This window comes from Peristeroidobacter agariperforans (assembly GCF_004138335.1).
Classification (GTDB): Bacteria; Pseudomonadota; Gammaproteobacteria; order Steroidobacterales; family Steroidobacteraceae; genus Steroidobacter; species Steroidobacter agariperforans.
Genome location: NZ_RYFW01000002.1, coordinates 971,414 through 996,028, shown reverse-complemented (window position 1 = coordinate 996,028; position 24,615 = coordinate 971,414). Strand labels below are relative to the sequence as shown.

Here is a 24,615-nt window from a genome sequence, read left to right as displayed (position 1 = left end):
GCACGCGTGCTACTTGCGGCCCATGCGCTGCTTCGCGAGGGCGCCTGCTTCCTGATAGTTGTTGGGCAACTGCTCCAGAAACGCGTTGGGCTGAAACGAGGGCTGGTACTGCTGGAACACTGGCAGCAGCAGCGCCATCGGAAATTCCGCAGGCGCGCGCGTGTTGCGAAAATCAGCGATGGGCACGCGAGCCGTGGCGATGTCTTCGTGATGGCTCGTCGTCTTTGCAAGCGGCACGCCGCGCGGGTCGACGATGACTGTGCCTTCATCTCGCGCGCCCACCGATTCGACGAAACCAGGATTGTCCGGCGATACCGAGTTACTCACACCGATGGTGTATGTGCGCGTCATGCGCGCGGACTGAATCGCTGTTTCGGCGTTGGACGCGCCGGTGACGGTGAGAATCATGATCTCTGCGCCCTTCAACGCGAGCGCCTGATACAGCATAGGCTCCATGCCCACCGCCGTCATGGCGATGTTGCCGATGTCGGTGCGCGCGATCGGCAGCGTCGCATCCCAGCCGTACATCTCTACGTAGCGATCGAGGACATCGTAAACAGTCGTGCCGATGAGCCCGATGCCGCCGAAGGAGCCGAGAATGTTTCGCGCCTTCCACTGCTTGCTGACGATGTTGCCATCGGGGCCGACGATGACCGACATGTTGATCACGTGATTCGGCCAGTCCTTGTCGCGCGCGTAGCAGCCGAACGCGATGTAGCAACCGTAACGTTTGGCGCGCTCGCCAATGACTTCAGATTCGGGGCCCGGTAGATCGAACGCGATCTGGTTGAGTTCCGCGCGATTCCACGGTTGGAATCCTTGAATCGGAAACTCGTGCAGGCAGATCAGGTCCTGCTTCGCGCCCCACAGGCGCTGCCCGCCCCACTCCTCGCCCGAGCCCTGCGCATAGTCGATCAATTTGACCACGTGATCGAGACTGCGCTTCATCGTCGCAGCTCGGTTCTTGACGTCGACCGACAGCAGCCGCGACTGAATGGCCGAGACATTGATCGCGTCCTGCCGCAGCGGCACTTTCGCGTACTCGCCTCGCTTCATCACCGCAGGCTCGCCGCCTGCTGCCTTGGGTGACTGGGCGGCGAACGCCGAGGCTGCGGTCAGTGCACTCACACTGGCGATGCCAGCGCCGGCCAGCACGTCGCGACGCGAAACCATTGAAAGCTCTCCCCTGATCGGATCGCCGGGACACTAGCACCGAAGCTGCGCGTCGATAAAACAACTCCGCGTTGTGGGGCCGCCCTTGGAGTTGTTGGACAGCTTTTCCAGCTCGCCGATAGGCTCGACCCGCTCGCAATTGTCCGGACAAAAATCAGGGAGCCTATGAAAACCAGACATCCGCTGTACCTATCGTGCCTGCTGCCGTTGGCCGCGACCCCAGTGCTGGGCCAGGAGCAGGATCAGACCGAAGCGGTGACCATTACCGAAATCGTCGTGACCGCACGTCGCGCCGAAGAGAGCTTGCAGAAGGTGCCGCTGTCCATTACCGCGTTGGGCGCCAACGATCTGCAGGCCGCCGGTGTTTCCTCGGTGGAGGAGATCGCGGCGCTGACCCCGGGCTTTTCGTTCCGCAACGGTTTCGGACGCGGCTTCGAGCGCCCTGTCATTCGCGGCATGGCCAATATCAGCGGCACTGCCAACGCGTCGTTCTTCATCGACGGCATTTTCGTCAACGGCCCGATCAGCGGTTACAACATCGACAATCTGGAGCGAGTAGAAGTCATTCGCGGTCCGCAGTCGGCGCTGTTCGGTCGCAGCACCTTCGCCGGCGCCATCAACTACGTGACCCGCAAACCAACCGACGAATTCGAAGGCCGCATCGAGGCCACGACCGGCAACTACAATCGGCAGAACGTTTCCTTCTGGGCCAGCGGCCCGCTCGTCGAAGGCGTGCTGCGCTTCCAGGTCAATGGCAACTACTACAACCGTGACGGTCAATATCTGAACCTTGCCTCCGGCGAGAAAGATGTCGGCGGCGAGCGCACGAAGTCCTTCGGCACGACGCTCAGCTGGACGCCGGTTGAATGGTTCGATGCCACGCTGCGCGCAAACTACGCGCTGAACGACGACGAGCAACCGGCCATCGTTCGCCTCGGCGGCCCGGGCACCGGGTTCTCTGCAGACGAAGTACGCAACTGTTATCAACCGACGGCGGGCACGCGCCGTCGTGGTTACTTCTGCGGGCAAGCGCCGACACCCGACCACGTATGGATCAATACACGCGAGTTCGATGCGGCCGGCATCGAGCAAGGTCAGCAAACAAAGCTGTTCCGCTCCAGCCTGGTGATGAACGCCTACCTGAGCGACTACACCTTCACGTCGACGACGAGTTGGGATCGCATCACTGACAGCCTGGCTTCCGACCAGGATTACAGCGCCGCGCGCGGCTTTGGAGGCGCGTTCGAAACGTTGAGCGAGACCGGCCAGGACGTCTGGAGCCAGGAGCTACGAGTTGCCTCGCCTCGCGACGGTCGACTGCGCTGGCAAGGCGGCCTCTACACTTACGAGAGCCATCCCGACACGACGGCGCTCGCGGCCAATCTTGTTGCCAATCCCGTCGCCGGCCAGCCCGATCTGCCCGCAGTGTTCGCAACTCAAGCCGTGGATTCGAGCACCAGGAACGAAGCGGTGTTCGCGATGGTCGAGCTCGACGTGCTCGATCAGCTCACGCTGACGGCCGAAGGACGCTATGCCAAGGACACGATCCACACCGGCGGCCGCTCCGTGTTCACCAAGTCTGCCAACACCGGCTTCATTCCGGGCACGTACTCGGCGAACTGTGTCGCGGCCAACACGCCGAACGCAGCCAATCCGAACCGTCAGACGCTCACTTGCACCAATCCCTACCTGAGCGACGTTTCGTTCACGAACTTCCTGCCCCGCTTCACCGCGACCTGGTTGAGCTCCGATTCGATGACGTACTACGCGCAATACGCCAAGGGCAACAAGCCGGGCGGCTTCAACGCAGACTCGCAGAACGCACGCATTCAACCGGCGGATCGCGACAATCTGCGCACCTTGGGATTGCAATCCTTCGAGGAAGAAGAGGCCGACAGCTACGAAATCGGTCTGAAGAGTCAGCTGCTGGATCGTCGCGTTCAGTTCAACACGGCGCTCTACTTCATCGACTGGACCAACCAGCAACTCACGCAGACCGCGCCGGTCGCGGAAGAAGGTCGTGCGGTGGGCAGCACCGTGCCGGCGCAGTTCCTCACTTCTTACACCGCCAACCTCGGCAAGTCGGAGATTCGCGGCGTCGAGATGGAAATGCTCGCTGCGCTCGGACAGCACTGGGATCTGCGTCTCACGTACGCCTACCAGGATGCGGAGATCAAGCGCTATGTCAGCTCGGATCAATCCGATCTGATCTTCGCAGGCCCGTACACCGGGTGCGTCGCAGGCTCGCAGTGTTATGCAGACTATCTCGCTGCCGGCGATCTGTCCGGCAAAGCTCTGCCGCGCGTGCCGAAGCATCTTGCGTCGGCGTCGTTGTCAGCCAGCTATCCCCTTGGCGCCTGGGGCACGCTGTCGTGGCGCACGGATTACAGCTACGAGTCGAGTCGCTTCGTGCAGGTCGACAATCTCATGGAGAGCGGCGCTTCCAACCTCGTGAACATGCGATTGGGATTGGACGTCGGCGCGTGGAACGTGACTGCGTGGGTGGAAAACCTCACCGACGACGACACCTCCGTAGATACGATCCGCACGGTCGATCCGGCGATCTTCCTGACCGTGCCGGTGCAACCTCCGCTGCCCGGGACGCTGACCGCGACGAACGCTCGTGACTTTGGCGTGACCTTGCCGCTCAAGCGGATGTACGGCGTGACGCTGAGTTACAAGTTCTGACGATGCGTACGGGACCGATGTTGTCTCCGGCAGCATCGGTCCTGCCCGCAGGAGTAATCATGAGCCTGAGCGTCATCAACCCACGCACCGGCGAGGCTGACTACACAATTGAGCCGCTCGCAGGTTCAGACATTGCAGCGCTCGCGCGAAGACTGCGTGAAGCGCAGCCGAGCTGGTCGGCGCTGGAGCCGTATGATCGAGCGAAACATCTCCACGGCCTTGCCGATGCGATCGGGCGGCATCGCCAAGTGCTGATAGATGCGCTCACCGCAGACACCGGCCGCGCCGGCCTGTCAGCGATCGAAGTCGACACAACGATTCGAACGCTGCTGCGTTGGGCGCAGACCGCGCCGGAGTTGATCCGGCGACAGCAGAGCTCCGGTAATCCGACCGCGATCCCATCGATCACCACCTCGACGCGACTGGCGCCATACGGTCTGGTCGGTGTCATCAGCCCGTGGAACTTTCCGCTGATCCTTGCTCTGATCGACGCAATTCCGGCGCTCGCCGCCGGTTGCGCCGTTCTGATCAAACCGTCCGAAGTGACGCCGCGGTTCATTCGTCCACTCATGCGGGCCATCGCGGAGATTCCTGCTGTCGCCGGCGTGTTGTCGATCGTCGAAGGCGACGGTCGGACCGGCGCCGCGATGATCGAGCTTGTCGACTTCGTGGCGTTCACCGGCTCCGTCGCCACCGGACGCAAAGTCGCCGAGAACGCCGCGCGCGCGTTCATTCCGGCCAGCCTGGAACTAGGCGGCAAAGATCCGATGCTCGTGCTCGCGAGTGCAGATCCGTTGAAGGCCGCGGACACCGCACTGCGCGCCTCCGTGTTGAATACGGGCCAGGCGTGTCAGTCCATCGAGCGCGTTTATGTTGCTCGAGACATCGCCGAGCCATTTCTCGCCGCATTGGTCGAGAAAGCACAACGAGTGCGACTCAACTATCCGGACGTTCGAGCGGGCGATATCGGCCCCTTCATCTTGCAGAAGCAGGCGCAGATCGTACAAGCACAGCTCGACGACGCCATCGCCAAAGGCGCGAGAGTGCTGACTGGCGGACGCGTCGAGGTGCTGGGTGGCGGTCACTACCTTCGACCGACGGTGATCGTCGATGTGACTCCCGACATGGCTGTGATGACCGAGGAAACATTCGGCCCCGTCATCCCCGTCACAGTCTTCGATACCGCCGACCAAGCCGTCGCTCATGCCAACGCTGGTCTCTACGGCCTCTCCGCCGCAGTGCTGGCGGGCAGTATCGAGGAAGCGGAGGCAGTCGCTGCACGCGTCTGCGCAGGCGGCGTTTCGATCAACGACGGATCGCTGACCGGCCTGGTGTGGGAGACCGAGAAATCCAGCTTCGGCGTCAGTGGTCTCGGCCCATCGCGCATGGGCGAAAGCGGCCTGCTTCGGTTCTTCCGCAAGCAGGTCCTCATCCGGCAATCGGGCGCCCCGCTACCGCTGTCCGCGTACAGCGAAGACGTTGTGACCGCGGAAAAGTAGTTGTTTGTTTGGGCGGTGCACGGTTCGTAGCATCGCACGGTTCACTATTTATAGACGAGAGTAACGATGGCAAGTCTCGCAAGCGTTCGCGAATGGCACGATGAAACCGATGTGTTGGTGTGCGGCTTCGGCATGGCCGGCTCCGCGGCGGCCATCGAAGCTCACGACAGCGATCCGACCGCGGATGTTCTGTTGATTGAAAAAATGCCGGAGACCCTGGCCGGCGGCAACGCTCGCGTGTCAGGCCAATCGCTGCTGATCTCCAAGGACGTCGAGGCGCTGAAGAGTTATCAGCGCGCCATGAGCGCCGCGAATCCGATTCCGGAGGACATGCTCGACGCCTGGGCTCAACGCATGGTCGCGCTCGAGCCATACATCGAAGCGCGGGCGAAGGAAGTGGGCGCGCAATACATTCATGGCGTCGGCTGGTCGGAGCGTGCGGCGGTATTGGAATATCCAGAGTTCGGCGCGGCCTCGGCAGTCGCCCACACCGCGACCATCCTGCCGGCGCCCAGCGGCGTCTGGCTCGCCTTCAAAGCGAACGTTGAGAAGCGCAAGCGCATCCGCCGCAGCTTTCAAACCGCACTCCTCGACCTGATTCAGGATCCGGACACGCTCGAGATCTTCGGCGCGGTCGTTTCGCAGGACGGCGCTCGCAAGAACATCAAAGCTCGCCGCGGCGTAGTGATGTGCACGGGCGGCTTCGAAAACAATCTGGACATGCAGCGCAATTACTTCGGCCTGTCCGAAGCGTATCCGCTAGGCACGCCCGGCAATACCGGCGACGGCATCAAGATCCTGCAGAAGGCTGGCGCCGATCTGTGGCATCTGCGCAATCAAGGTCAATCCGGCGGCGTGTGGCCCGGCTTTCGGTATCCGCAGCACCCCACCGTGTTTCTACGCCAGCTGTTCTGGCAGAGCTTCAGCTGGATCGACGTCGGCGCCGACAGCCGTCGCTTCATCGACGAAACCTACGAGTGGCAGATCACGCACTACAAACAGAAGGTGCAAGGCCAGTGGATCGACACGCCGCACCAGCGCGTCATGCCCATGCACATGATCTTCGATGAGATCACGCGCCAGTACAATTGTCTGGTGACCAGCGTGATGACCTGGAATACCGTGGTCGAGAAGTATTCCTGGAGCGACGACAACTCCGCCGAGGTGGCGAACGGCTGGATCGTCAAAGCCGACTCCATCGAAGAGCTGGCCCGCAAAACCGGGCGCGACCCCGCAGCGCTCGCCGATACGGTGAAGCGTTACAACGCAGGCTGCGCTCGCGGCGTGGATGACGAGTTCGGGCGCAACCCGGCGACGCTGCAACCGATAGCCAAGCCGCCCTTCTACGCCATCGCCATGGTGCCTGCCATCGTCTGCACCGGCGGCGGCGCGCGTCGAAACATCGAATCCGAAGTGCTGGATCATGCGGGCAACGCAATCCCGCGCTTGTATGAAGCGGGCGAGCTCGGGTCGATGTTCTCGAACCTGTACCAGAACGGCTCGTATCTCACCGAAGCCATGATCTCGGGCCGAGCCGCAGGCCGTAACGCAGCCGGACTGCGTGCGTGGGGCTGATCCGATGCGTGTCGTAACACCTGCAATGAAACTCGACGTGCGCATCGATGACGCCGCCGCAAATCAAGGCCTGCTGAAGCTGACCGGCGTCGCCGGCATCCTGCCGTGTGAAGTTACGTTGACGCCGGCGGAATTGCGCCGGCTGCTGCTGCGCGTACTCCGTCCTGGCACGCTCGCACTGCTGTTCCGTCGCAACCCCTCATGACGATGTTCGTTCTCTGGAGATGACTATGGGAATCCGCGAAGAGATGCCGCTGCTGGCGCGACATGAAGGCGTCTGGGACGGCGTCTATACCTACTACAACGCCGCAGGCGTGAAGATCGACGAGCACCGCTCGCGCCTGTTCTGCCGTTTTCCGGACAACGGACCGTATCTTTATCACCAGACGAACTATTACACCTGGGATGACGGTCGCACGGATGTGCGCGACTTTCCCGCGACCTACGCCGACAAGCGTGTCTGGTGGGACAACGATCTGATCAAGGGCTGGGCCGCGGAAGTGCCGCTCGATCAGAATCATCGCACCGTGATGCTCTACTGGCAGCGCCAGGGCGATCCAAGCCTGTACCTGTACGAAATGATTCAGATCGCCGACGACGGCCGCAGCCGCTGCCGCACCTGGCACTGGATTCGCAACGGGCTGCTCGAAACACGCACCGCGATTCAGGAACGCCTGGTGGATCGCGACTGGCGCGCGATCGAAAAGCAAATGAAGAAGTAGTCGGTACGCAGTGCGCGCTCAAGCCGCGCACTGCGTACTCTCGTACGAAACGAGCTCGTACGCTGTCTGCATGTAACCCGCCACCGCCGCCTTGAGCAGCACGTAGTCGCCGTCGGCGGTACACCAAAGATCGTACGCCGGATGTTCGAGCGGCAGACCGGGCACATCGACGATCCGGAAATGGAGCGCGTCGAACGTTCCCGCTGCAACCGTGACACGCTCTCGAGCCACGAACTCCAGAGCGAGGTCGACGGCGAAAAGCATCGGGCCAGTCGCGCCCCGATGATCGGGCGATGACAACAACATGCGCGGGAACACCTGCACTCCAACGCCTTTGCTCAGATCGTACAGATTGAGCAGGTAACCGTCGTTGACCATCGCATGATTGCCGAACGCGACGAGCGGACGCTCGAGAGTCATCCTTTGCGAGAGTCTGCCCTCCGCTGCCGTGAATGCCTCGCACTCGGCAAGATCGCCGGCGAACCTGAACCAGGCCGACCCGGTGAACTTTCCGCCCACGGCGATACGAACGAAACTCTCCTGCGGCCGGCGATCCGCACCGACTCGAAGATTCACGTCGCGCACGACAGCGGGCGCATCGTCTATTTCGCCGTGCGCCGCGATCGTCCGGCAGCCATCCGCGTGAACGTCGATGCGAAAGGATTCGCGACCGCGCTCCTGTCCCTGCCGCTCGGGCTTGCTGCTCGTATAGCGGATCGACCCGGTAATGCTGCGCACGACGCCACGACTCATCTCAACCTCCGGCCGGACTCCAGCATTTGTCCGGACAACTTCGACGCAGCAAACTAGCCTGCCGGCCGGTGGTTGTCAAAGGCGCATGAGGCGCAGACCGATCCTCAGTTTTCGGTCGCTACGTTGATGACGCCGTACGCGCCATCGGTTTCATCGTTCGGTCCGGCCGCCCAGAACAACGAGTTCGTCGGCTGGCCGAGAATTCCATTGCCGAACTGGATACCCCACAGCCCGTCTACGCTGATGGCGCGCTTGTTTGCGCCGCGAAGCTTGCCGAGGAATTTTCCGGAACGCGCCCCAAAGGCGCTGATGGTTCCATCGCCCAGGTTGCCGATCAGCAATGCGCCGCCAAAAGCGCCGAAGCTGGCTGGCGCGAGCGCAATTCCCCAAGGAGCATTGAGCGGACCGTGGCTGGCGATCCGGCGGATCAGATGACCTTGCGGATCGAACACATCGACGAAGCCCAGACCTGCACCGACCTCTTCCTCGTCACTGCCTGGCTCTTCCTGTTTCGCATATGTCACATAGATATCGCCGCCGATCGCCTGAATGCCGAAAGGCGCGTAGTCGCCGGGCAGGTTCGGGTCGGCGAAATCGCCGGGCACATCTACGGCCTTGAACGTGCCATCGAACACATCGATACGCGCCTTGCTGAAATTGCACGCGTACAAAAGATGTGTCGTGCCGTTGCCGCTCAGAGCAAGTCCCGTATAGGCCGCCCCCTGCTTCGAATTGTCGACCGCCTCGAGGGCATTCGTGGCATTCACGTTGGGCGCCCAGCCCGCAATGGTCCCCTGCTCGGTCGCGAATATGAATCGAGCCGGACCCGTGGCCGTTCCGTTGGTCACGACGAAGTCCATCCCGCCCGAGAATACGATGCCGGTCGGATTGCCCTCAGCCCCGCCCGGCCCAGGCACAGTCACGACCAGCGATTGCGGCTGTCCGTTGCCATCGTACAGCACCGACTTTCCTGCATCCTCCGAGCTCACCCAGACAAAGCCGGTCGGGTTGAATGCCACGCCCCAGCCATTGATCAGATTCTCATCGGTGAAGTTCGCCGGCAGACCGCCGTTTGAAACCAGCACCTTCGATTCATAGACAGAATGCGCGCGGCCGTTGCCGTCGGAATCGTCGTCATGCGCAATCGCGGGCAGGGTTGCCAGTGTGAGTGCGGCGTACGCGACGCCGGACCACGGGATGAGTCTTGCGGTGCTCATGGGAATTGACCTTTGTGGAAGTGATCGATCGAGCGCGCCGTCGGCGAAGCGGCGTGATGTGAGTACCGCACCCATACGCCGCGGTTCATCCCCGGCGCCGCCCTGAGCGATCAGAATCGATAACCCGCACCGAGCTGCGCGTGCAAAGCCGGATTGCGGATGCCGATCCGCAGATCGGGATTTCCTCGAGGATGCGCGTCGATCCAGCCCAACGATGCGGAGACCTCGCCCAATAGATAAAAGTGTGGACTGAGATCGAGCCTGTGCCCGGCTCCCACCCACACAGCGCCGCCTGCCAGTTCGTAGGGTCCGTCGTAGACTGTGCCAGCGATATTCGCTTCGGCGTGTGTAATGACCGGGCCAACGCCAGCGCGGAAACACCAGCCACGGGACTCCCAGGCGCGATTGAAACTCACAATATTGAATCCGTGGCTCACCGACAGCGAATCGACACCGTCGGGCGGATTCTCCAGGTACAGCTTGTGATGCAGCAGCTGCAACTCCCAGGCACCGTTGCCCTGCCAGCGAGAGATGCGCCAGGCGTAGTGAAACGGCGCCTCCAATCCCCTGGTTTCATAGTCTCCAGACGTGGACAATCCGCCTGACGCGCCCTGTTCGATGCGGGTGCTGCTACGGGCGTTGTAAGCTTCACCGACCAGGAGCTCTACCGACCAGTGGCTCTGCGCGGCCATTGCAACCTGGGCCGGGTACGGCGCCCACGCCAGTAGCAACACAGCGGTGTGTCTCTAATAGCGCATGGCGTTCAGCGTACGCCGAAGGCGATGCGCCAGGGAGCTTGATCGACGACTCAGGCGTTCAGTGGAAACATCACGACACTGCGGAGGTACCCATGACTGCAAAGACGACGGCAAAAAAGACCACGACGGCGAAAGGCTCATCCCACAAAGGTGCGAAGGCGAAGGCCAAAACCAAGGCCAAAGCCAGCTGGGCCGAGACCATGAAGAATGCTTTGGAGAAGCGGCAGCCTGCAGGCGGCTTCCCCAAACAACCGAAGCCGCGCGATTCCGGTGTCCAGCCGGTGCGGAAGAACGCCTTCTAAGGCTCGAGTCGGATGAATACCCGAGAGATATTGCTGACCGGTCTCGCGGGAATGGCCTGGATCGCGCTGGCCATGCCGTTGGATTCCCGATCCGAAGCAGCGGACCTTGTGGCCATCAATATCCTCGCTGTCCCTGACGCTTCGATGCGCGATCGGGCTCGTGAGCTCAACGAACAGTTGCAGCAATTTCAGCCGCAGCCGTTCGCCCTTGACGAGACGCATACGCCGCACATCTCCGTGCTGCACCGGTTCGTCGCGACCAAGGATCTGCCGAAAATAGTTGCTGCGGTCGAGGGCGTCTCGGCCAGGCATCGGCTGGCCGGCGCAAAGCTCGAGACAGCGGGCCTGGAGCACTCGGCCTGGGGCGAGGCCGAGGTGGTCAGCATCAAAGTTGAAAAAACACCGGAACTCGCCGCGCTACAAGCGGACCTGGTCGCAGCGCTGCGTCCGTTTGCAGCACCTTCGGGCGGCCCCGACGCCTTTGTTACTTCACCCGGCCCGCCCGAGATCGACGCCAAGACTCTCGAGTACGTGCAGACCTTCGAACAGAAACAAACCGGCGAGCGGTTCGAGCCGCACATCACCGCCGGCGAAATCAGCCGCACGGCCAAGGATGAACTGCCGCCGTTTCCTCACACGACCTTCTCGATCGAAACACTTGCCATCTATCAGCTCGGCAACATCGGCACTGCCCGAAAGGAACTGTGGCGAGCAGCGCCCGCCAGATAGAAACAGCCCTTTTGAGCGAGGCAGGGCGCTCGCGAAATTCGGAGAATGCGCCGCTGGATCCGGTCATCTGGCGGCGCTATGCATACGACCTTCGGGCAAACATCTGCATTCCGAATCGCATCTTGTGCGCTGGCCCTGGGCGCACTGTTCATATCGAGCCCGGCGGCGCTGGCGGCGCGCCGTCCTTGTGACTGCGACAATCTCGAGCAGATCGAAGAGCACATCGCCCAGCAGGAGTTTCTGCACAAGCTGTTCCAGCAATGGGCCGATTACATGCCCGCCTCGCTGCTCACACCGGATGACGTGCGTCAACGGGCGAATGCGCTGTTTCTACTCTCGTTCTATGGCGTACCTACCGAAGTGCCCCATGGCACAGGCTCCGGCGCCGGTGCGACCGCCGGTACATTGCTGAATCCGGACGAGCACTGCCCGCTCGTCAAGTACAAGTATGACAAGAAGGGCAACCCGGTTCTCCGTGAGACGCAGCGCTCTCGCGAGGAAAACCGCAATCCACCGGAGCTCGAACACGCATGGGACCGCATCACCGAACGCCAGTACCCGAGCCGCGAATGCGCAGCAATCGTGAACTTCACGCTGGCGCACGAACGGCATCATCGGCACACCTGCCAGAGCAGTAGCACGCCGAAGTCCAGTTGGGACAACGCTCAGTTCTTCGCAAAGGACGATCGGGACGCGTACCAGGCGGGCCTCGACATTCTCTACGCCGAGCGCGCTCGCTTGAAGCGCAAGTGCGAGAAGCGGCCGGCACGTGACGGGCGCTGGCGTGGAGTGCTCGAGTACGCGTACGTCTACCACTCGGTCGCTTCGAAAGTCCTCGAGAAGGGCTCCAACAGCGTGTATCTCGACGCCGTGGGCGAGGAGCAAAGGGGCGACCGCAAGTCCGTGCGCGCCCGGGCGAGCATCGACGCGCCGGCCGCGGGCGGCAATATCAAACTCCGCTATAAGGCGTCGCGCCAGGAAGCATGGTTCAACAAGATTACCTGGGCGATGCCTGGCGAATGCGGCTGGTATAAAAAAACCGACTGGAAGTTCGACGCCGGCAGCGAGATCCGCTCGGAGGGTAAGACTAGCGGCACCGCGGATGGCGTTCTAAGAGTCGACGAACAGTCTGGCACCCTGGCCATCGACTATCGCGTGCCCGAGATATCCGACGGCACACAGACCCAGCACGAGTGGAACAAGCCGCAAGGCACCTGCGGGAAACGGACTGACGAGCAGAGCGACAGGTCGTGGGGACGCGTGCAGCGCATGCCGGGCATCAGCGTATCGATGAAGGTCGAGATCGATCCGCAACGTCCGGACGATATAGAAGTCGTCCGGATCCAACCCGATGGCGCCGGCAAGGGACAGCACTACTGGGCGTTGCGACTGCACCGCCAACCTGCGGAGTGACCCCATGACGAGCGCTCGCATCTACACACTCGCGTGCATCTCGATTGCTGTCCTCGCTGGCTGCGGCAGAGGCGAAGTGGCGCCCGCCGACCACGATGGCGCTGGCCCTGCTGCCGCCGCCGAGGCACCGTCGACTGAATCGTTCGACATGGCAGGCGTCGCCACCCAGGAAATACATCTCGCCGAAGAAATCGTCGATCCGGATGCGAACGAGCCGTTCGCATCCGACGAGGAAGATCAGGTCGATGTTCCTGAAGAAACAACTCCTGACAGCGTCATGCTCGCCAACACGCCGGGCGCAGTGACGTTTGTGACGGTACCAACATCCAGCCTGCGAGCCAGCCACGCTCAAGCCACGTTCGCCGACGAGGCCGCACGCCACAATAGAGAAGCTCTGCGACGCGCATCGTTGGAGTCGGTGGAGCCGGCATCTTCAGAGCCGGCATCTTCAGAGCCGGCGGCGCCGTCAGCGTCCGATGCGAATGCATCCTCAAGCGACGCCGCGGCCGCCATCGCGTCAACACCGCCCGTTCAGGACAGCAAGCCCGCGACGCAGCCGGCGGCAGCTCCCGTCGATGAAAAGAAAATCCTCGCCGATCCGCTGGGGCAATGGGCTTCGAGCGCGGTTGCGAGCTCGACGTACGCACAAACAGCCGACCAGAAGGCCGGCTACTCCGCTTGGCAGGCGACTGGTGCGCCCAACGTGTCACGCTACTCCGACAATCCCGCCGCGTGGACCACCAGATCAGGCGACTCCAAAACGCCCGAATGGTTGGAAGTGAAATTCGCCAGGCCGGTGTACGCCACCAGTTTGCGCATCCGTCAGAGCGCCGCGCCTGGAGCCATCAGCAAGCTCGAGCTGATCGACGCCGACGGCGCCAGCCACGAGATCTGGAGCGGCGCCGACGCCACACCGTATCAGAAGAACACGATCGGCTGGCTCGTCCAGGACATTCCCAAAACTTCGTTCGTCGTGACCGGCGCTCGCATCACGCTGGCTACGGCACGAGTCTGGGGATGGAACCAGATCGACGCCGTGCAGCTGGTCGGCGAGCCATAGAAGAAACAGCGGCGCAGGCACATCCTTGTGCCTGGAGTGGCGCACATCTCAAAGTTTGATATTGACGCCCGCCAGATAGAACCGGCCGAGCGGGCTGTCGCTCATCGTGGGTCGGCGCGTGTCAATAGATTTTCAAACCGCCGAACTTCTTGCGCAGCCGGCGTGCGAGCGTCTGGTAGCCGCCGGCATAACTCACCGCGCCAACCGCCAGCATCGCGACTACCCAGCCCACCACGCTATTCGGCGCAGTGGTAGGAAGCACCGCTGCTTGCAACGGCGGCTCCGGCGCTGCGGTGATCGTTTCACCCTGCGGTGGCGGTGGTGCGACCGGCGCGGCGATGCGAGCTTGCAACTCGCTCACTTGCCCACGCAGCGCGGTACTTTCTTTTTTCAGCTGCGCGATCTCGTCCAGCGATGCCTTGTCCACTCGAGGCGCGGCGTTCGGTTGCTGACGCTGCAACTCGCGCAGACGAACGATAGCGGGCTCATCGCTTGTCAGGTAGCTCGCTCCTACCCAACCTTCACGGCCATCTTCCAAACGCACTCGAACCAGACTGCCGGAGCGTTCCAACTCCTCGACGGCGTCGCCGGTCTGGATCGTCGCGACGCGGGCGCTGCCTTGATCCGGCTCGGCATAGACATTCAACACGAGCTTGTCGGAAACGAAACGTTTCTCCGCCGTCGGCGCAGTCGCCGCGGGCGCCTCGCTTGCTGGCATTTCCTGCGCCGCGCTGGCGAGCGGCAGCGTGGCCGCAACCAGAAAGGCTGTCGCAATCAACAGACAGGAAAGCGTCGCTGAATATTTCATATCAGCGATGTTTTCAGAGTTGCCCGGCGCGGGCAACCGCCGAAAGCTGAACGGTCGCGAATGGCCGATTCGTTACTGCAAAACTTTGAACCGGATCGCAGCACCGCCACCCGGTCCGAGCGCCAGAGAGAGCCGATCCGTCGAGCTCACGCTGCGCCGTTCGATCACTTGCGCAAGCGTCAGCTCATTTGAGCGCGCGCAGCTTGAAGGCCGCAATGATTTGCAGCACGCCGTAGATCAACGCACCCGCGCCGATCCACCAGGCGGTGACGACCAGGCCGGTCAGCGGGCTGATTACGAAGAGTGCACCGAGTGCAATGCTCAGCAGACCGCTGAGCGCGATCAACCACTCTCCCTTGATTTCCTGGCGCACCCGGATCGCGAAGATGATGCGATAGATGCCGGCGAAGACCAGCCACGCGGCGAGAAACAACAGCAAAGCGCCCGCCGTCGATACAGGATTGACGACCGCCATGATGCCGAACAGGATCGACAGCACCGCATATAGGAGCACCCAGCCTTTCGACACTGCAACCTTGCCGCTGAAGGCAGCAAACAAACTCACGACGCCCTCGGCCAGCGCCAGCACGCCGATGGCCCAAACCATTGCCGTCGCTGCGGCCAATGGCCGCGCGAGTGCAAACAATCCGAAGATCACACCCAGGATGCCGTACACCAGCAGCACCCACCAGCTGCGACCGATCAAGGGTAGGAATCCCGGAATTGAATGCCGTTCTGATGCGCTGACGCTCATGATGGTCTCCTCTGCAGAGATTCAGACCGATCGGCCGCGAGGCACGCCCGGCTTGCCGAGCTCACACTCCAGCGCAGCGCGATCCCACTTGCCGCTGACGGCCGCCGCTTCATACGTCGATTGCAGAAAGCTCAGCAGTGCGGCGGCGGGATCTTTCGCTGCGCGCACTCGCTCGTAGGGCAGCACGAACTCACCGAGAGCTTCGTTGAATGTCGCGTCTTTGGGCTCCACGCGATATTCCTTGAAGCCCTCTGGCGGCGGATAGGCATATGAATAGAACGATGCGTCGATGCCTGGCCCGCCCGGCCAGAAGCCCGCGCTGCTGACTTCGTGCGAGTAGGCCTCCTGCATCACATCCTGACGCAGTCCCGGCGCGGTGCCGGTGAACAGCGGCGCCGGCCGGCCCGAGAAGCGAGTCACCGCGAGATCGAAGCTGCCCCAGAAAAAATGCACCGGGCTGCTCTTGCCCAGAAACCCGGTTCGGAACGTCTTGAATACCTGGTCTACCTGACGCAGCACCTGAGCGAAGCGCTGCACGTACTCCCGGTCGTACGAGGCGTGCTTGCGGTCGCGCGAGAATGGGATGCTGTCGGCAATTTCGCTCGGCAGATCGTCGATCGCGACCTGGATGCCAACCGATTCGAGCTCTTTCAACACGGCCCCATGGAAGTCGGCGACCGTCATGGGGAGCAAGGGAATCCGCCGCGCCTGTCCATCACTCACTTCGATGTCGAACTGGTGCTGCCGCAAGTCGAAGCGCAGCTCGAAGGTGCGGTGCCCGTCAGGAATCGGCGAGGTGGTGAGGCCGTTGGTCGTGACATACAGCGTCACATGCCAGCCGTGATTGAGCCAGGGCGTACGAGCCAAGCGGATCTTGCCGGCGATCTGCGTCCACAAGTGCAGCGTCGTGCAGGTCTCCTGCCACGCCGCATAGGGCAGTTCGGGCCAGGAATCCAGAGTCATGGAAGCGCCTCGCAGCAGTTTCAGCTGTCAGCATCTTCCGGCCGTCAATGTTCCATCAGCAAGTGGAGTTCAGCCTTCAAAGCAGGTGACGATGGGCAGGCCGACCTTCACCCTGCAGCGATCACGGAAACTCCTACACGCTGCAGGTTGGTACGCCGCGCCCGCGCTCATGAAGTCTTGCGCCGCACACTCACGGCATTTGCAAGTTGCTCCAGGATCTGCACGGACGACTGCCAGTCGACGCACCCATCCGTGATGCTCTGGCCATATTCGAGCGGCTTGCCCGGCGCCAGGTCCTGCCGGCCGGCCTTCAGATGACTCTCGACCATGACGCCGCTGATGCGCCGCTCCCCTGCTTCGATGCGTTTGGCGATATCGGCGATGACCAGCGGCTGATTCTCGGGCTTCTTCGAGCTGTTGCCATGACTCACGTCGACCATCACGCGCAGCGGCAGCTTGGCCGCACCGAGTTGTTTGCACACTGAATCGATGCTCGCCGCATCGTAGTTCGGCTCCTTGCCGCCGCGCAGGATCACGTGACAATCGCCGTTGCCGCTGGTGGTCGCGATGGCGCTGTGACCTTGCTTGGTCACGGCCAGAAAATGATGCGGAAAGGACGCCGCCTGCACTGCATCGATCGCAATCTTCACATTGCCGTCGGTGCCATTCTTGAATCCCACCGGGCAGGACAAGCCCGAGGTCATCTCACGGTGCACCTGGCTCTCGGTGGTGCGTGCGCCGATCGCGCCCCAAGCGACCAGGTCGCCGATGTATTGCGGTGTGATGATGTCGAGGAACTCGCAACCGGCGGGCAAGCCAAGATCGTTGATGTCGCCCAACAGCTGACGCGCAATGCGCAGCCCCCGATTGATATTGAAGCTGCCGTCGAGATCGGGATCGTTGATCAGTCCTTTCCAGCCCACCGTGGTGCGCGGCTTCTCGAAATACACGCGCATGACGATTTCCAGTTCGCCCTTGAAGCGCTCCCGCTGTTCCCGCAGCCGATGGGCATAGTCCATCGCCGCTTGGGTATCGTGAATCGAGCAGGGCCCGATGACGACGGCGAGCCGGTCGCTGCGACCGTGCACGATGTCCTGCATTGCTCTGCGGCCCTGCTCGACGGTGGCCGCGGCAGTCTCGGTGCACGGGTGCTCGCTCATCACTTGATGAGGAGTGACCAGCTCGCGGATTTCACGAATTCTTAAATCGTCGGTACGGGCGTTCACGAGGGCTCCAGTGGGCTTACCGGCGGCGCAAAAAAAACCGCCAGTTTGCTGGCGGTTTTTCGGGTGACTCGGTTCAAGCTTCGGTCAAATCGAGGTCAGTCCATCCGCCAGCGGCTTTGGATAGCTAAAGTAAAACCAATAGCGGGTGGAAGATTTTTGCATTGGGGGCTTTGATAACACAGGAATATTGCCCTCTGCAACTCTCTGATTCGCATTGTGCAAGACGATTCGACGCGCAATGGACTTTCGGCCAGGGTGAAGCGGGTGTCTGGCAGTCGTGTAAGCTGCTCGAGACAGCCATGGAGTGTCCCGTGGGCTTCTATCGAAACCGCGTTCTGCCTTGGATCATCGATGCCTCGATGCGCAATCGGGAGCTCCGGCCTTATCGCGAACGGGTTATTTCCTCGGCCGAGGGGACGGTCCTGGAGATCGGGATCGGCGCCGGCGCGAATATTCCCTTCTACGGCCCGAAAGCCACAACGCTCGTCGCCATCGAGCCCGCTGCTCCGCTAATGGAAATGACGAGGGAATTCGCGACGCGCCGGCAGTTGCCGCTGGAATTGATCGCCGCCTCTGCAGAAAGCATTCCGTTGCCGGATCACCAGTTCGATACGGTCGTCACAACCTTCACGCTCTGTAGCATCCCCGATGTATCGCGAGCGCTGAAGGAGATCCGCCGTGTGATGAAACCCAACGGACGGCTGCTATTCGCCGAGCACGGCCTGTCTCCCGACGCCAGCGTCAGGAAATGGCAGGATCGCCTCACGCCGACGTGGCGTTGCATCGGCGGCGGTTGTCATTTGAACCGCCCCATCCGCGAGTTGATCCAGGGCGCCGGTTTCAGGATCGAACATCTGCACACCGGCTACATGAAGGGACCGAGGCCGCTGACTTATATATATGAAGGCCGGGCGGCGGTAGCTGCCTCCACTTGATGATCAAACTGCGAACTTCCGTCTCCCCCGCTCGGCCGACATCCGATGTCTACCCGCCAACGCCGTGCTGCGCGACTTGATCGTCTTCATGAACAACCATTCGCCGGTCACACGCTGCGCAGTGACATCGACCATCATGTAGCCGCGTTGACTGGTGTCGGCCCACACCAGCTCGGGATTCGTGTCAACGAACGCGCGGACCACATCTTTGGGGTCCACGCCCAACTGTCCTTCGATGCCAGGCGACGTCACGCTATGACCTGCGAACTCGACGCCCGCCGGCTGACCGTCTTCCGCCAGTGAATAGGCCCAGGCGTTGTGACTATCGCCTGACAACATCACCAGGTCCGCATCGGCTTCTTGTGCTGACTTCAGCAGACGCGAGCGAGCGACGGGATAACCGTCCCAGCGATCCATCCACATGGGCACGCCGAGTTTGGAGCCGCGCACATCCTTCTTGAACTTGTTCGCGACATGCTCGCCCGCCTCGGGGCGCAGCCAGCCCGGCGCCGAACCCGGCATCAACGTGCGGCCCATGATGGTGGCCATGCCAACCATCTGCCAGTTCGAGGCAGCAGCATTGCGCTTCAATTCCTGCGCGAGCCAAAGTTCCTGAGTCGAACCGAGCATCGTTGCCGTCGGATCGCGCCACGCGCCATCGCGAAACGCGCGCAGAGCTGCATCGGGATCGCTCGCATCGTGTGCCTTCGCCAACTCCGCATACGCCGGTCGCGTGCGCGCGAAAAGGCGCGACTCGGTTCGATACAGCGTGGCAAGGGAACCGATGCGATACGCCTTCCAGGGTTCTTCAGAAACCGGCAGCCACTCGCGGAAAGCCTGAATCGAAGCAGCACGCCGGAGACTCCAATCGCCTTCGGACGTCGGCTGATGATTCTGCGCCCCACCTTCCCAACTGTCGTTGGTGGAGTCATGGTCATCCCACAACGCGACCATCGGAGCCACCTGGTGCAGCTTCTGCAGATCCGGATCGGCACGATAACAAGCCAGTCGCAGGCGATAGTCCGCCAGACCGATCATCTCGTGCCCATGCGCCGGCATCACATCTCGTCCCGAGACGAGATCCTTGTCCTTATACGCAGCCAGCGCGTATTCATAGATGTAATCCCCGACGTGTAACCACAGGTCGAGATCGTCACGCGCGGCTGCGTGCCCGTAAGCATTGAACCAGCCGAGAGGCAGGCTCGAGCAGGAAAACACACCCAGGCCGAAGCGATCGACAGCGCCGACCGGCAGCGTCTTGGTGCGCCCGACCGGCGACTTGTCGCCATCGGGTGCGATGAATCGATACCAGTAGCGGGTGCCTGGCTGCAGGCCATCGACGGTGAGCTTGGCCGTCCAGTCACGAAACGCGCCGATTCGAACGCTGCCGCCCGACACAACGCGCGTGAAGTCGGAATCCAGCGCCACTTCCGCAGCCAGCCGCACGTCGTCGACCCCGTTCGCTGGCACATAGCGCGTCCACAGCAGCATGGAATCGGAGCCAGGCTCGCCGCTGGCAACACTGTGAGTGAAGCCTTTTGCTCCGAGCACCACCGATGCAAGGCTGCCGCCGATCGGCAGCATCAGCGCGCCCAAGCCAAGCGCGCCTCCAACGACGAGGCGACGCCGATCGATACTCAGCGTCATCGGATCTCTTCCGAGGTCACGGCAACGAAGGGCTTGTCAGCATCGCCGGTCCATCGCATCAATGTGAGATCCGCAGTCTGGGCGCCCTTGCCGCCCGAGCTCACCGACAGATAGAACAACTTGTTGCCGACCGGCTGGAAGCCCACATCGCCCTTCTGATTCCAACCGCGCACGCCGGTGGCGGCATCCTTCAAGCCATCGTCGGCGAGCGCGAGCAAGTGACCCTGTTCCCAACCCTTGCCCTCGGGATGCGGCACACCGACCAGGACGCCCAGCTTCGGTTGCGTACGTGCATCGACGGCGAACAGCAGATAGTTGGGGAAGGACTTCTTCTTGCCCCGGTAGACGCCCATGAACCAGCGCTGCATCGAGCGGTCGTAGGAAAGATTCTGCACACCCCAGGTCGTGTTACCGGTGCGCACGAAATACTTTCCCTGGTATGCGCCAGGTCCACTGCGATGCGGATCCGATTCATTCAGCGGTCGAGCGTACTTCGCCCAATCGCTCACGTCATATTGAATGAGCACTTGATGGTCGTTGTCGTCGCGTTCGGTATCGCCGAAGACACCGTAACCGGCGGTGAGATAAAGCGGACCATCGACCCGACCGAAGGCCGGCCCGATGGCAACGCCGTCGATGCCGGAGCTGCCGTAGCGATGATCTTTGGCGCCATCGGTTCTGCCATCGCCATCCACATCGGCAAGGAAATCCCTGGCCACCTCCGGTAGATAAACGGTCCGGAAGATTTCGCTTTTGCCGGCCTCGATGCCGACGCGATCGAGCCGCTTCACGTCAATCACGGCAACGTAGAACGCGTTGTACTCGCGATACTCCAGCGAGCCGTACAGCTTGCCATCGGCGGGATTGAAATCGAGGTCGCCGAGATGGCCGGTCCAGCCGACGATCGTGCCCACCAGCTTGCCGCCGAAATCGTACTTCGCGAGCAGATTGGTGAACGAGTAATAGATATATCCACCCTTCACGTCCACGGCGATGCCTTGTACGTGCCCCGCGTCCCACGTGCCGCCGTTCTGCGTGAGCGGCAACCGAGCGGTGGGCGTGGCGACGGGCTCGGCCGTCGCCACGCAGGTGGTGATGAGCAGCGCTGCGGCTGCAATGAAAGTACGAGCCATCAGAATGTAACCTTCACTCCGAGGTTCCACATCGAACCGTAGATCGTGTACTGCTGCACTCGGCTCTCGACGTTGGAGTAGATGATATCAGGCTCGTTGAAGATGTTGCGGCCCGCGAGCTGCACTTCGAGGTTGTCCGAATACTTGTAGCTCGCGCTGATATTCCACAGATCGCGCGAGGTGTGATAGAGGATGCCGTTGTTGGCGGTGGTCGCGGTATTGCTCAGCGCGCTGGTCCGATACTTCCCTTGATAGTTGCCGTTGATCCTGAAGTCGAATGGACCGTAAGCGTAGCCGACGCCGATGTTGGCCGCGCGCTCCGGCATGTTCACGCGCTCGCCGTCCGGATTGATGCGCGTGATCGAGCCAAACACGCTCAGGCCTTTCAATGCGCCCGGCAGGAAGGTGAACTGCTGGCTGTATTCGAAGGTCAGACCTTCATTGGTGCTTTTGCCCGGGACGTTCTGCGCGCTGCGGAAGGTGAAACCGGAATATTCGTCGGGGCCGAAGCCGACCGCCTCGGGCTCGACCTCGATGCCGGCCACTTGCATGTCTTTGATGTCGAGCTTGTAGTAGGACAGACCGATCAGACCGGAGGGCTCGAGGTAGTACTGCAGGGCTGCGAAATACTTCGTGGCGTGCTCGGGCTTCAACTCCGGATTCGGCACGTTGACGGTCGAGGTGTCCTCGTTCACGGTCACCACGCCGCCGAGGTTGCCGTAGTCGGGGCGCAGGATCGCCTGACTGAACGCGAGCTGGCCGACGAGCTTCCGGGTGAAGTCGTACTTGACGCCGCCGCTAACGAACCAGTCGTCGTATTCGCCGTGGCGGTCGGAGTACGCGCCGTTGTTGTACTGATAGAGCAGGCCTTCGACGGTGTTGACGTTGAGACCGGCGGCAGTCACTTCGGCGGGCGTGCGCACGGTAGCCACGCGCGCCGCCGTCTTGGTCTTCTCATAGCGCACGCCGAGATCGAAGCGCGCGTCGCCGACGCGGGTCTCGCCTTCGATGTATGCCGCCTCGACGTCCTCCTGGATGCGCTTGTTGAAATCCAGCTGGCGCTTCAGGTTGCCGACGGTGTCGGGCACGAAATATTCGGGGTGTTCCTTGTAGATGTCGTAGACCGCGTAGTTGCTATCGGCGCGCCAGTTCTGGGCATTCATGTTGCCGGCGTTGAAACCGGTGATTTCGAAGTCGTAGTTCTGGGTCCAGGGAATGACGGCCGCGGGATCCCGCTGCGTCAGATCGCCGTTCGGACCGACATACTGAAACTGCCGATAAGAACCCTCGTCGGTGCGCCAGTCGTTCGTGCGGCTGCCCAAGCCGGTGTAGAACGTCACCGGCAGGTCGCCGAAGTTGAGATCCTTCTTCAGGTCCAGATTGACGCCGTACTGCTCGTTGATGGCATCGGACTGGGAGGTGCGAATGTTGTTGCCGATGTCCGCATCCAGATTGAAGTTCCCGGGATCGCTCCAGTCGCGCCCCGCGGTCTGCGTGAGGTTCCACGCGTTCGAGTCCTGCGAGGCGCGATCGAGCGTGAAGCCGATGCCGGTCAGCCAGGTATCGGTGCGCTGGAAGAAGCCTTCGTCATTGTCACGGAAGTTGAATTCCGAGCGGGAGTAGCTGGGGCGCAGCGCGACCTCCAGCGTGTCGCCCTTGAATTCCAGCTTCGGCGCAATGGTGTACGTCGGTGTGCCGGCGTAGCGATGCGAATACTCGGTGCGCAAACGCGTGTTCGTCCCGTTCGGATTCACGACGATGTGCGTAGGCGTGGAATCCGGCGTGGCATAGGACGTCGTAGTGGTGCCGAAGTACAGGAACGTGTATTGGTTGAAGTACTCGACGTCATAGAACGAGTACATGCTCCGCAACGAGAACACCAGATCGTCGGTGATCTGATAGTCCGCACTCAGGTTGGCGGCCGTGCGAGTGGTCATCTTCGGGCCCGGACGCCACATGACGCGATAAGGCATGACGCGCCCGTCGGGAAGATACGACCAGTCCGTCTGGATACGATCCTGCTGAACGTAGTTGGCGTTATAGCTGGTGTTGAACGCGACACCCAGGCGACCGTCCATGAAGATGTCGCTGTAGCCGAGCTGCGCCGAGGGATAGACGGTCGAATGCTTCTTATCGTCCGGGAAGTACTTGCGCGAGGACGTGGAGTCGGAGGTGCCGACGCCGCCGAGCTGCAAAACGACTTCGCGGCCGGTGAGGTCGAGCGCGGACTTGCTGCGCAAGTTGATCGTGCCACCGGGTGAGTCGGCATCCATGCGGGCCGTGAGCGTGTTGTTGAGCTCGATCGCCTCGATGCCGGTGATGGACATCTGCTCGAAGGAGTTCTGGCGACCGGTGTTGTTGTTCGACGTCGCGGTGGCCATGCGGGCGCCGTCGATGGTGAACGTGGAGTATTTCGGATCGAGGCCGCCGATGCGCACGGCCGTCGCGTCCACTTCGGTGTAGTCGAGCGAAATGCCCGGCATGGACTTCATGAACTCGCCGACGTCGCCCATGGTCAGCGCGCCGAAGTTGTCGGCTTCGACCACGTTCTTCGCATTCATCGCGGCGCGACGCTCCATGATCGCGCTGGCCTGGCCCTCGCGTTTGGCGGTGACGATCACCATGTTGATCTCGTCCGGACCGGCTGCATCGGCGTAGGAAGGCACGCGGAGCTCGAAATCCAGCGTGACAATCTGATCCGCGAGCACGGTGACCGCCGCCTTCGACTCTTGCAGACCGGTGTATCTGACGACGACGGTGATCTCGCCGGCCGGCACGACGTTGAGTCGGAAATTACCGCCATCTTCGGAGTAAGTAACGATCGACGTGCCTTCGACGCGAATCTCCGCGTTACGCACATACTCGCCCGTCGCGGTATTGAGAATGCGACCGCGCACACCGCCGGTGCCGACGTGCTGCTGAGACGGCGTACGCGCGACACTGCCGCCCGCCTGCTCCAGCAAAATCACATTGCCTTCATCGGACTTGATCCTCAGGCCAGTACCCGCCAACAGTGTGCGCAGAGCGTCGCGCGTATCCATCTCGCCAGCGATCGCCGGTGTGTCGATGCCCTCCAAAGATCCAGCAGGCGCAATGATCTGCACCTGCGCCTGCCGCGCCAACTCGGGGATGGCTGTGACCGCACGCTGTGCGGGAACTTCAAACTTACGCTGTTGCGCGTCGGCCTGGGGAGCGGATGCCAGCGCGGCGGCGATGGCGCTGGCCAGCAGGACATTCTTGTAACGATTCATGTCTGATCT

At 62.0% G+C, this 24,615-nt stretch carries 21 protein-coding genes; 10 read left to right on the top strand and 11 right to left on the bottom strand.

Annotation, left to right across the window (positions count from 1 at the left end):
• Nucleotides 1-9 precede the first annotated feature (9 nt).
• Nucleotides 10-1,173 carry a nitrilase-related carbon-nitrogen hydrolase gene (locus EK373_RS18120; protein ID WP_129645128.1) on the bottom strand — a complete coding sequence of 388 codons (1,164 nt, stop codon included), beginning with the start codon at nucleotides 1,171-1,173 and terminating at the stop codon, nucleotides 10-12.
• A 165-nt stretch (nucleotides 1,174-1,338) separates the two neighbouring features.
• Here EK373_RS18120 and EK373_RS18115 point away from each other — a divergent pair, with 165 nt between their 5' ends.
• From EK373_RS18115 to EK373_RS18095, 5 genes are all read left to right on the top strand, one after another.
• Nucleotides 1,339-3,861 carry a TonB-dependent receptor gene (locus EK373_RS18115; RefSeq protein WP_129645127.1) on the top strand — a complete coding sequence of 841 codons (2,523 nt, stop codon included), beginning with the start codon at nucleotides 1,339-1,341 and terminating at the stop codon, nucleotides 3,859-3,861.
• Nucleotides 3,862-3,920: 59 nt separating this feature from the next.
• Nucleotides 3,921-5,360: an aldehyde dehydrogenase family protein gene (locus EK373_RS18110; protein WP_129645126.1), complete on the top strand. Its 1,440-nt coding sequence runs from the start codon at nucleotides 3,921-3,923 to the stop codon at nucleotides 5,358-5,360.
• A gap of 66 nt (nucleotides 5,361-5,426) precedes the next feature.
• Entirely contained in the window at nucleotides 5,427-6,935 is a 1,509-nt protein-coding gene (locus tag EK373_RS18105; protein ID WP_129645125.1) for an FAD-dependent oxidoreductase, read from the top strand.
• Between the two features lie 4 nt (nucleotides 6,936-6,939).
• Entirely contained in the window at nucleotides 6,940-7,140 is a 201-nt protein-coding gene (locus tag EK373_RS18100) for a hypothetical protein (protein WP_129645124.1), read from the top strand.
• A 25-nt stretch (nucleotides 7,141-7,165) separates the two neighbouring features.
• Entirely contained in the window at nucleotides 7,166-7,657 is a 492-nt protein-coding gene (locus tag EK373_RS18095; protein ID WP_129645123.1) for a DUF3598 domain-containing protein, read from the top strand.
• 18 nt (nucleotides 7,658-7,675) lie between these two features.
• Here EK373_RS18095 and EK373_RS18090 read toward each other — a convergent pair whose 3' ends face one another.
• From EK373_RS18090 to EK373_RS18080, 3 genes are all read right to left on the bottom strand, one after another.
• Nucleotides 7,676-8,410, bottom strand: coding sequence for a hypothetical protein (locus EK373_RS18090; protein ID WP_129645122.1), 735 nt, complete (start codon nucleotides 8,408-8,410; stop codon nucleotides 7,676-7,678).
• 104 nt (nucleotides 8,411-8,514) lie between these two features.
• Nucleotides 8,515-9,627 carry a TIGR03118 family protein gene (locus EK373_RS18085; RefSeq protein WP_129645121.1) on the bottom strand — a complete coding sequence of 371 codons (1,113 nt, stop codon included), beginning with the start codon at nucleotides 9,625-9,627 and terminating at the stop codon, nucleotides 8,515-8,517.
• Nucleotides 9,628-9,737: 110 nt separating this feature from the next.
• A complete protein-coding gene (locus EK373_RS18080; RefSeq protein WP_129645120.1) occupies nucleotides 9,738-10,319 on the bottom strand; it encodes a hypothetical protein in 582 nt (193 codons plus the stop codon).
• Between the two features lie 158 nt (nucleotides 10,320-10,477).
• Between EK373_RS18080 and EK373_RS18075 the strand changes: the two genes are divergently transcribed.
• The 4 genes from EK373_RS18075 to EK373_RS18060 all read left to right on the top strand — a co-directional run bounded on the left by EK373_RS18075 (nucleotide 10,478) and on the right by EK373_RS18060 (nucleotide 13,889).
• A complete protein-coding gene (locus EK373_RS18075; RefSeq protein ID WP_129645119.1) occupies nucleotides 10,478-10,687 on the top strand; it encodes a hypothetical protein in 210 nt (69 codons plus the stop codon).
• A gap of 12 nt (nucleotides 10,688-10,699) precedes the next feature.
• Nucleotides 10,700-11,416 (top strand): 2'-5' RNA ligase family protein, encoded by a 717-nt coding sequence (locus EK373_RS18070; protein WP_129645118.1) that lies wholly within the window; start codon nucleotides 10,700-10,702, stop codon nucleotides 11,414-11,416.
• Nucleotides 11,417-11,494: 78 nt separating this feature from the next.
• The gene (locus tag EK373_RS18065; protein WP_129645117.1) at nucleotides 11,495-12,829 is read left to right on the top strand and encodes a hypothetical protein; all 1,335 of its coding nucleotides are present in this window, start codon (nucleotides 11,495-11,497) and stop codon (nucleotides 12,827-12,829) included.
• Nucleotides 12,830-12,833: 4 nt separating this feature from the next.
• The gene (locus tag EK373_RS18060; RefSeq protein ID WP_129645116.1) at nucleotides 12,834-13,889 is read left to right on the top strand and encodes a hypothetical protein; all 1,056 of its coding nucleotides are present in this window, start codon (nucleotides 12,834-12,836) and stop codon (nucleotides 13,887-13,889) included.
• A gap of 121 nt (nucleotides 13,890-14,010) precedes the next feature.
• Here EK373_RS18060 and EK373_RS18055 read toward each other — a convergent pair whose 3' ends face one another.
• From EK373_RS18055 to EK373_RS18040, 4 genes are all read right to left on the bottom strand, one after another.
• Nucleotides 14,011-14,697 carry an SH3 domain-containing protein gene (locus tag EK373_RS18055; protein ID WP_129645115.1) on the bottom strand — a complete coding sequence of 229 codons (687 nt, stop codon included), beginning with the start codon at nucleotides 14,695-14,697 and terminating at the stop codon, nucleotides 14,011-14,013.
• Between the two features lie 184 nt (nucleotides 14,698-14,881).
• Entirely contained in the window at nucleotides 14,882-15,451 is a 570-nt protein-coding gene (locus EK373_RS18050; protein WP_129645114.1) for an HdeD family acid-resistance protein, read from the bottom strand.
• 21 nt (nucleotides 15,452-15,472) lie between these two features.
• Nucleotides 15,473-16,414 carry a DUF5996 family protein gene (locus tag EK373_RS18045; RefSeq protein ID WP_129645113.1) on the bottom strand — a complete coding sequence of 314 codons (942 nt, stop codon included), beginning with the start codon at nucleotides 16,412-16,414 and terminating at the stop codon, nucleotides 15,473-15,475.
• Nucleotides 16,415-16,581: 167 nt separating this feature from the next.
• Entirely contained in the window at nucleotides 16,582-17,640 is a 1,059-nt protein-coding gene (locus tag EK373_RS18040; RefSeq protein ID WP_129645112.1) for a 3-deoxy-7-phosphoheptulonate synthase, read from the bottom strand.
• 311 nt (nucleotides 17,641-17,951) lie between these two features.
• On the opposite strand from EK373_RS18040, the gene EK373_RS18035 reads away from it, so the two are divergent.
• On the top strand, nucleotides 17,952-18,575 hold the full coding sequence (locus EK373_RS18035; protein WP_129645908.1) for a class I SAM-dependent methyltransferase: 624 nt from the start codon (nucleotides 17,952-17,954) through the stop codon (nucleotides 18,573-18,575).
• Between the two features lie 3 nt (nucleotides 18,576-18,578).
• Here EK373_RS18035 and EK373_RS18030 read toward each other — a convergent pair whose 3' ends face one another.
• From EK373_RS18030 to EK373_RS18020, 3 genes are read right to left on the bottom strand one after another with little or no spacing between them, the layout of a single operon-like run.
• Nucleotides 18,579-20,222, bottom strand: coding sequence for an alkaline phosphatase D family protein (locus tag EK373_RS18030; RefSeq protein ID WP_129645111.1), 1,644 nt, complete (start codon nucleotides 20,220-20,222; stop codon nucleotides 18,579-18,581).
• Entirely contained in the window at nucleotides 20,219-21,355 is a 1,137-nt protein-coding gene (locus tag EK373_RS18025; RefSeq protein WP_198683410.1) for a hypothetical protein, read from the bottom strand. The genes EK373_RS18030 and EK373_RS18025 overlap by 4 nt, the downstream gene beginning before the upstream one ends.
• On the bottom strand, nucleotides 21,355-24,606 hold the full coding sequence (locus EK373_RS18020; RefSeq protein WP_129645110.1) for a TonB-dependent receptor: 3,252 nt from the start codon (nucleotides 24,604-24,606) through the stop codon (nucleotides 21,355-21,357). Before EK373_RS18020 ends, EK373_RS18025 begins: the two co-directional genes overlap by 1 nt.
• Between the last annotated feature and the right edge of the window lie 9 nt (nucleotides 24,607-24,615).

Excerpts from the sequence above, each read along its gene's own strand:
- EK373_RS18120 (WP_129645128.1), bottom strand. The coding sequence starts at position 1,173 with ATGGTTTCGCGTCGCGACGTGCTGGCCGGCGCTGGCATCGCCAGTGTG.
- EK373_RS18115 (WP_129645127.1), top strand. The coding sequence starts at position 1,339 with ATGAAAACCAGACATCCGCTGTACCTATCGTGCCTGCTGCCGTTGGCC.
- EK373_RS18110 (WP_129645126.1), top strand. The coding sequence starts at position 3,921 with ATGAGCCTGAGCGTCATCAACCCACGCACCGGCGAGGCTGACTACACA.
- EK373_RS18105 (WP_129645125.1), top strand. The coding sequence starts at position 5,427 with ATGGCAAGTCTCGCAAGCGTTCGCGAATGGCACGATGAAACCGATGTG.
- EK373_RS18100 (WP_129645124.1), top strand. The coding sequence starts at position 6,940 with ATGCGTGTCGTAACACCTGCAATGAAACTCGACGTGCGCATCGATGAC.
- EK373_RS18095 (WP_129645123.1), top strand. The coding sequence starts at position 7,166 with ATGGGAATCCGCGAAGAGATGCCGCTGCTGGCGCGACATGAAGGCGTC.
- EK373_RS18090 (WP_129645122.1), bottom strand. The coding sequence starts at position 8,410 with ATGAGTCGTGGCGTCGTGCGCAGCATTACCGGGTCGATCCGCTATACG.
- EK373_RS18085 (WP_129645121.1), bottom strand. The coding sequence starts at position 9,627 with ATGAGCACCGCAAGACTCATCCCGTGGTCCGGCGTCGCGTACGCCGCA.
- EK373_RS18080 (WP_129645120.1), bottom strand. The coding sequence starts at position 10,319 with ATGGCCGCGCAGAGCCACTGGTCGGTAGAGCTCCTGGTCGGTGAAGCT.
- EK373_RS18075 (WP_129645119.1), top strand. The coding sequence starts at position 10,478 with ATGACTGCAAAGACGACGGCAAAAAAGACCACGACGGCGAAAGGCTCA.
- EK373_RS18070 (WP_129645118.1), top strand. The coding sequence starts at position 10,700 with ATGAATACCCGAGAGATATTGCTGACCGGTCTCGCGGGAATGGCCTGG.
- EK373_RS18065 (WP_129645117.1), top strand. The coding sequence starts at position 11,495 with ATGCATACGACCTTCGGGCAAACATCTGCATTCCGAATCGCATCTTGT.
- EK373_RS18060 (WP_129645116.1), top strand. The coding sequence starts at position 12,834 with ATGACGAGCGCTCGCATCTACACACTCGCGTGCATCTCGATTGCTGTC.
- EK373_RS18055 (WP_129645115.1), bottom strand. The coding sequence starts at position 14,697 with ATGAAATATTCAGCGACGCTTTCCTGTCTGTTGATTGCGACAGCCTTT.
- EK373_RS18050 (WP_129645114.1), bottom strand. The coding sequence starts at position 15,451 with ATGAGCGTCAGCGCATCAGAACGGCATTCAATTCCGGGATTCCTACCC.
- EK373_RS18045 (WP_129645113.1), bottom strand. The coding sequence starts at position 16,414 with ATGACTCTGGATTCCTGGCCCGAACTGCCCTATGCGGCGTGGCAGGAG.
- EK373_RS18030 (WP_129645111.1), bottom strand. The coding sequence starts at position 20,222 with ATGACGCTGAGTATCGATCGGCGTCGCCTCGTCGTTGGAGGCGCGCTT.
- EK373_RS18025 (WP_198683410.1), bottom strand. The coding sequence starts at position 21,355 with ATGGCTCGTACTTTCATTGCAGCCGCAGCGCTGCTCATCACCACCTGC.
- EK373_RS18020 (WP_129645110.1), bottom strand. The coding sequence starts at position 24,606 with ATGAATCGTTACAAGAATGTCCTGCTGGCCAGCGCCATCGCCGCCGCG.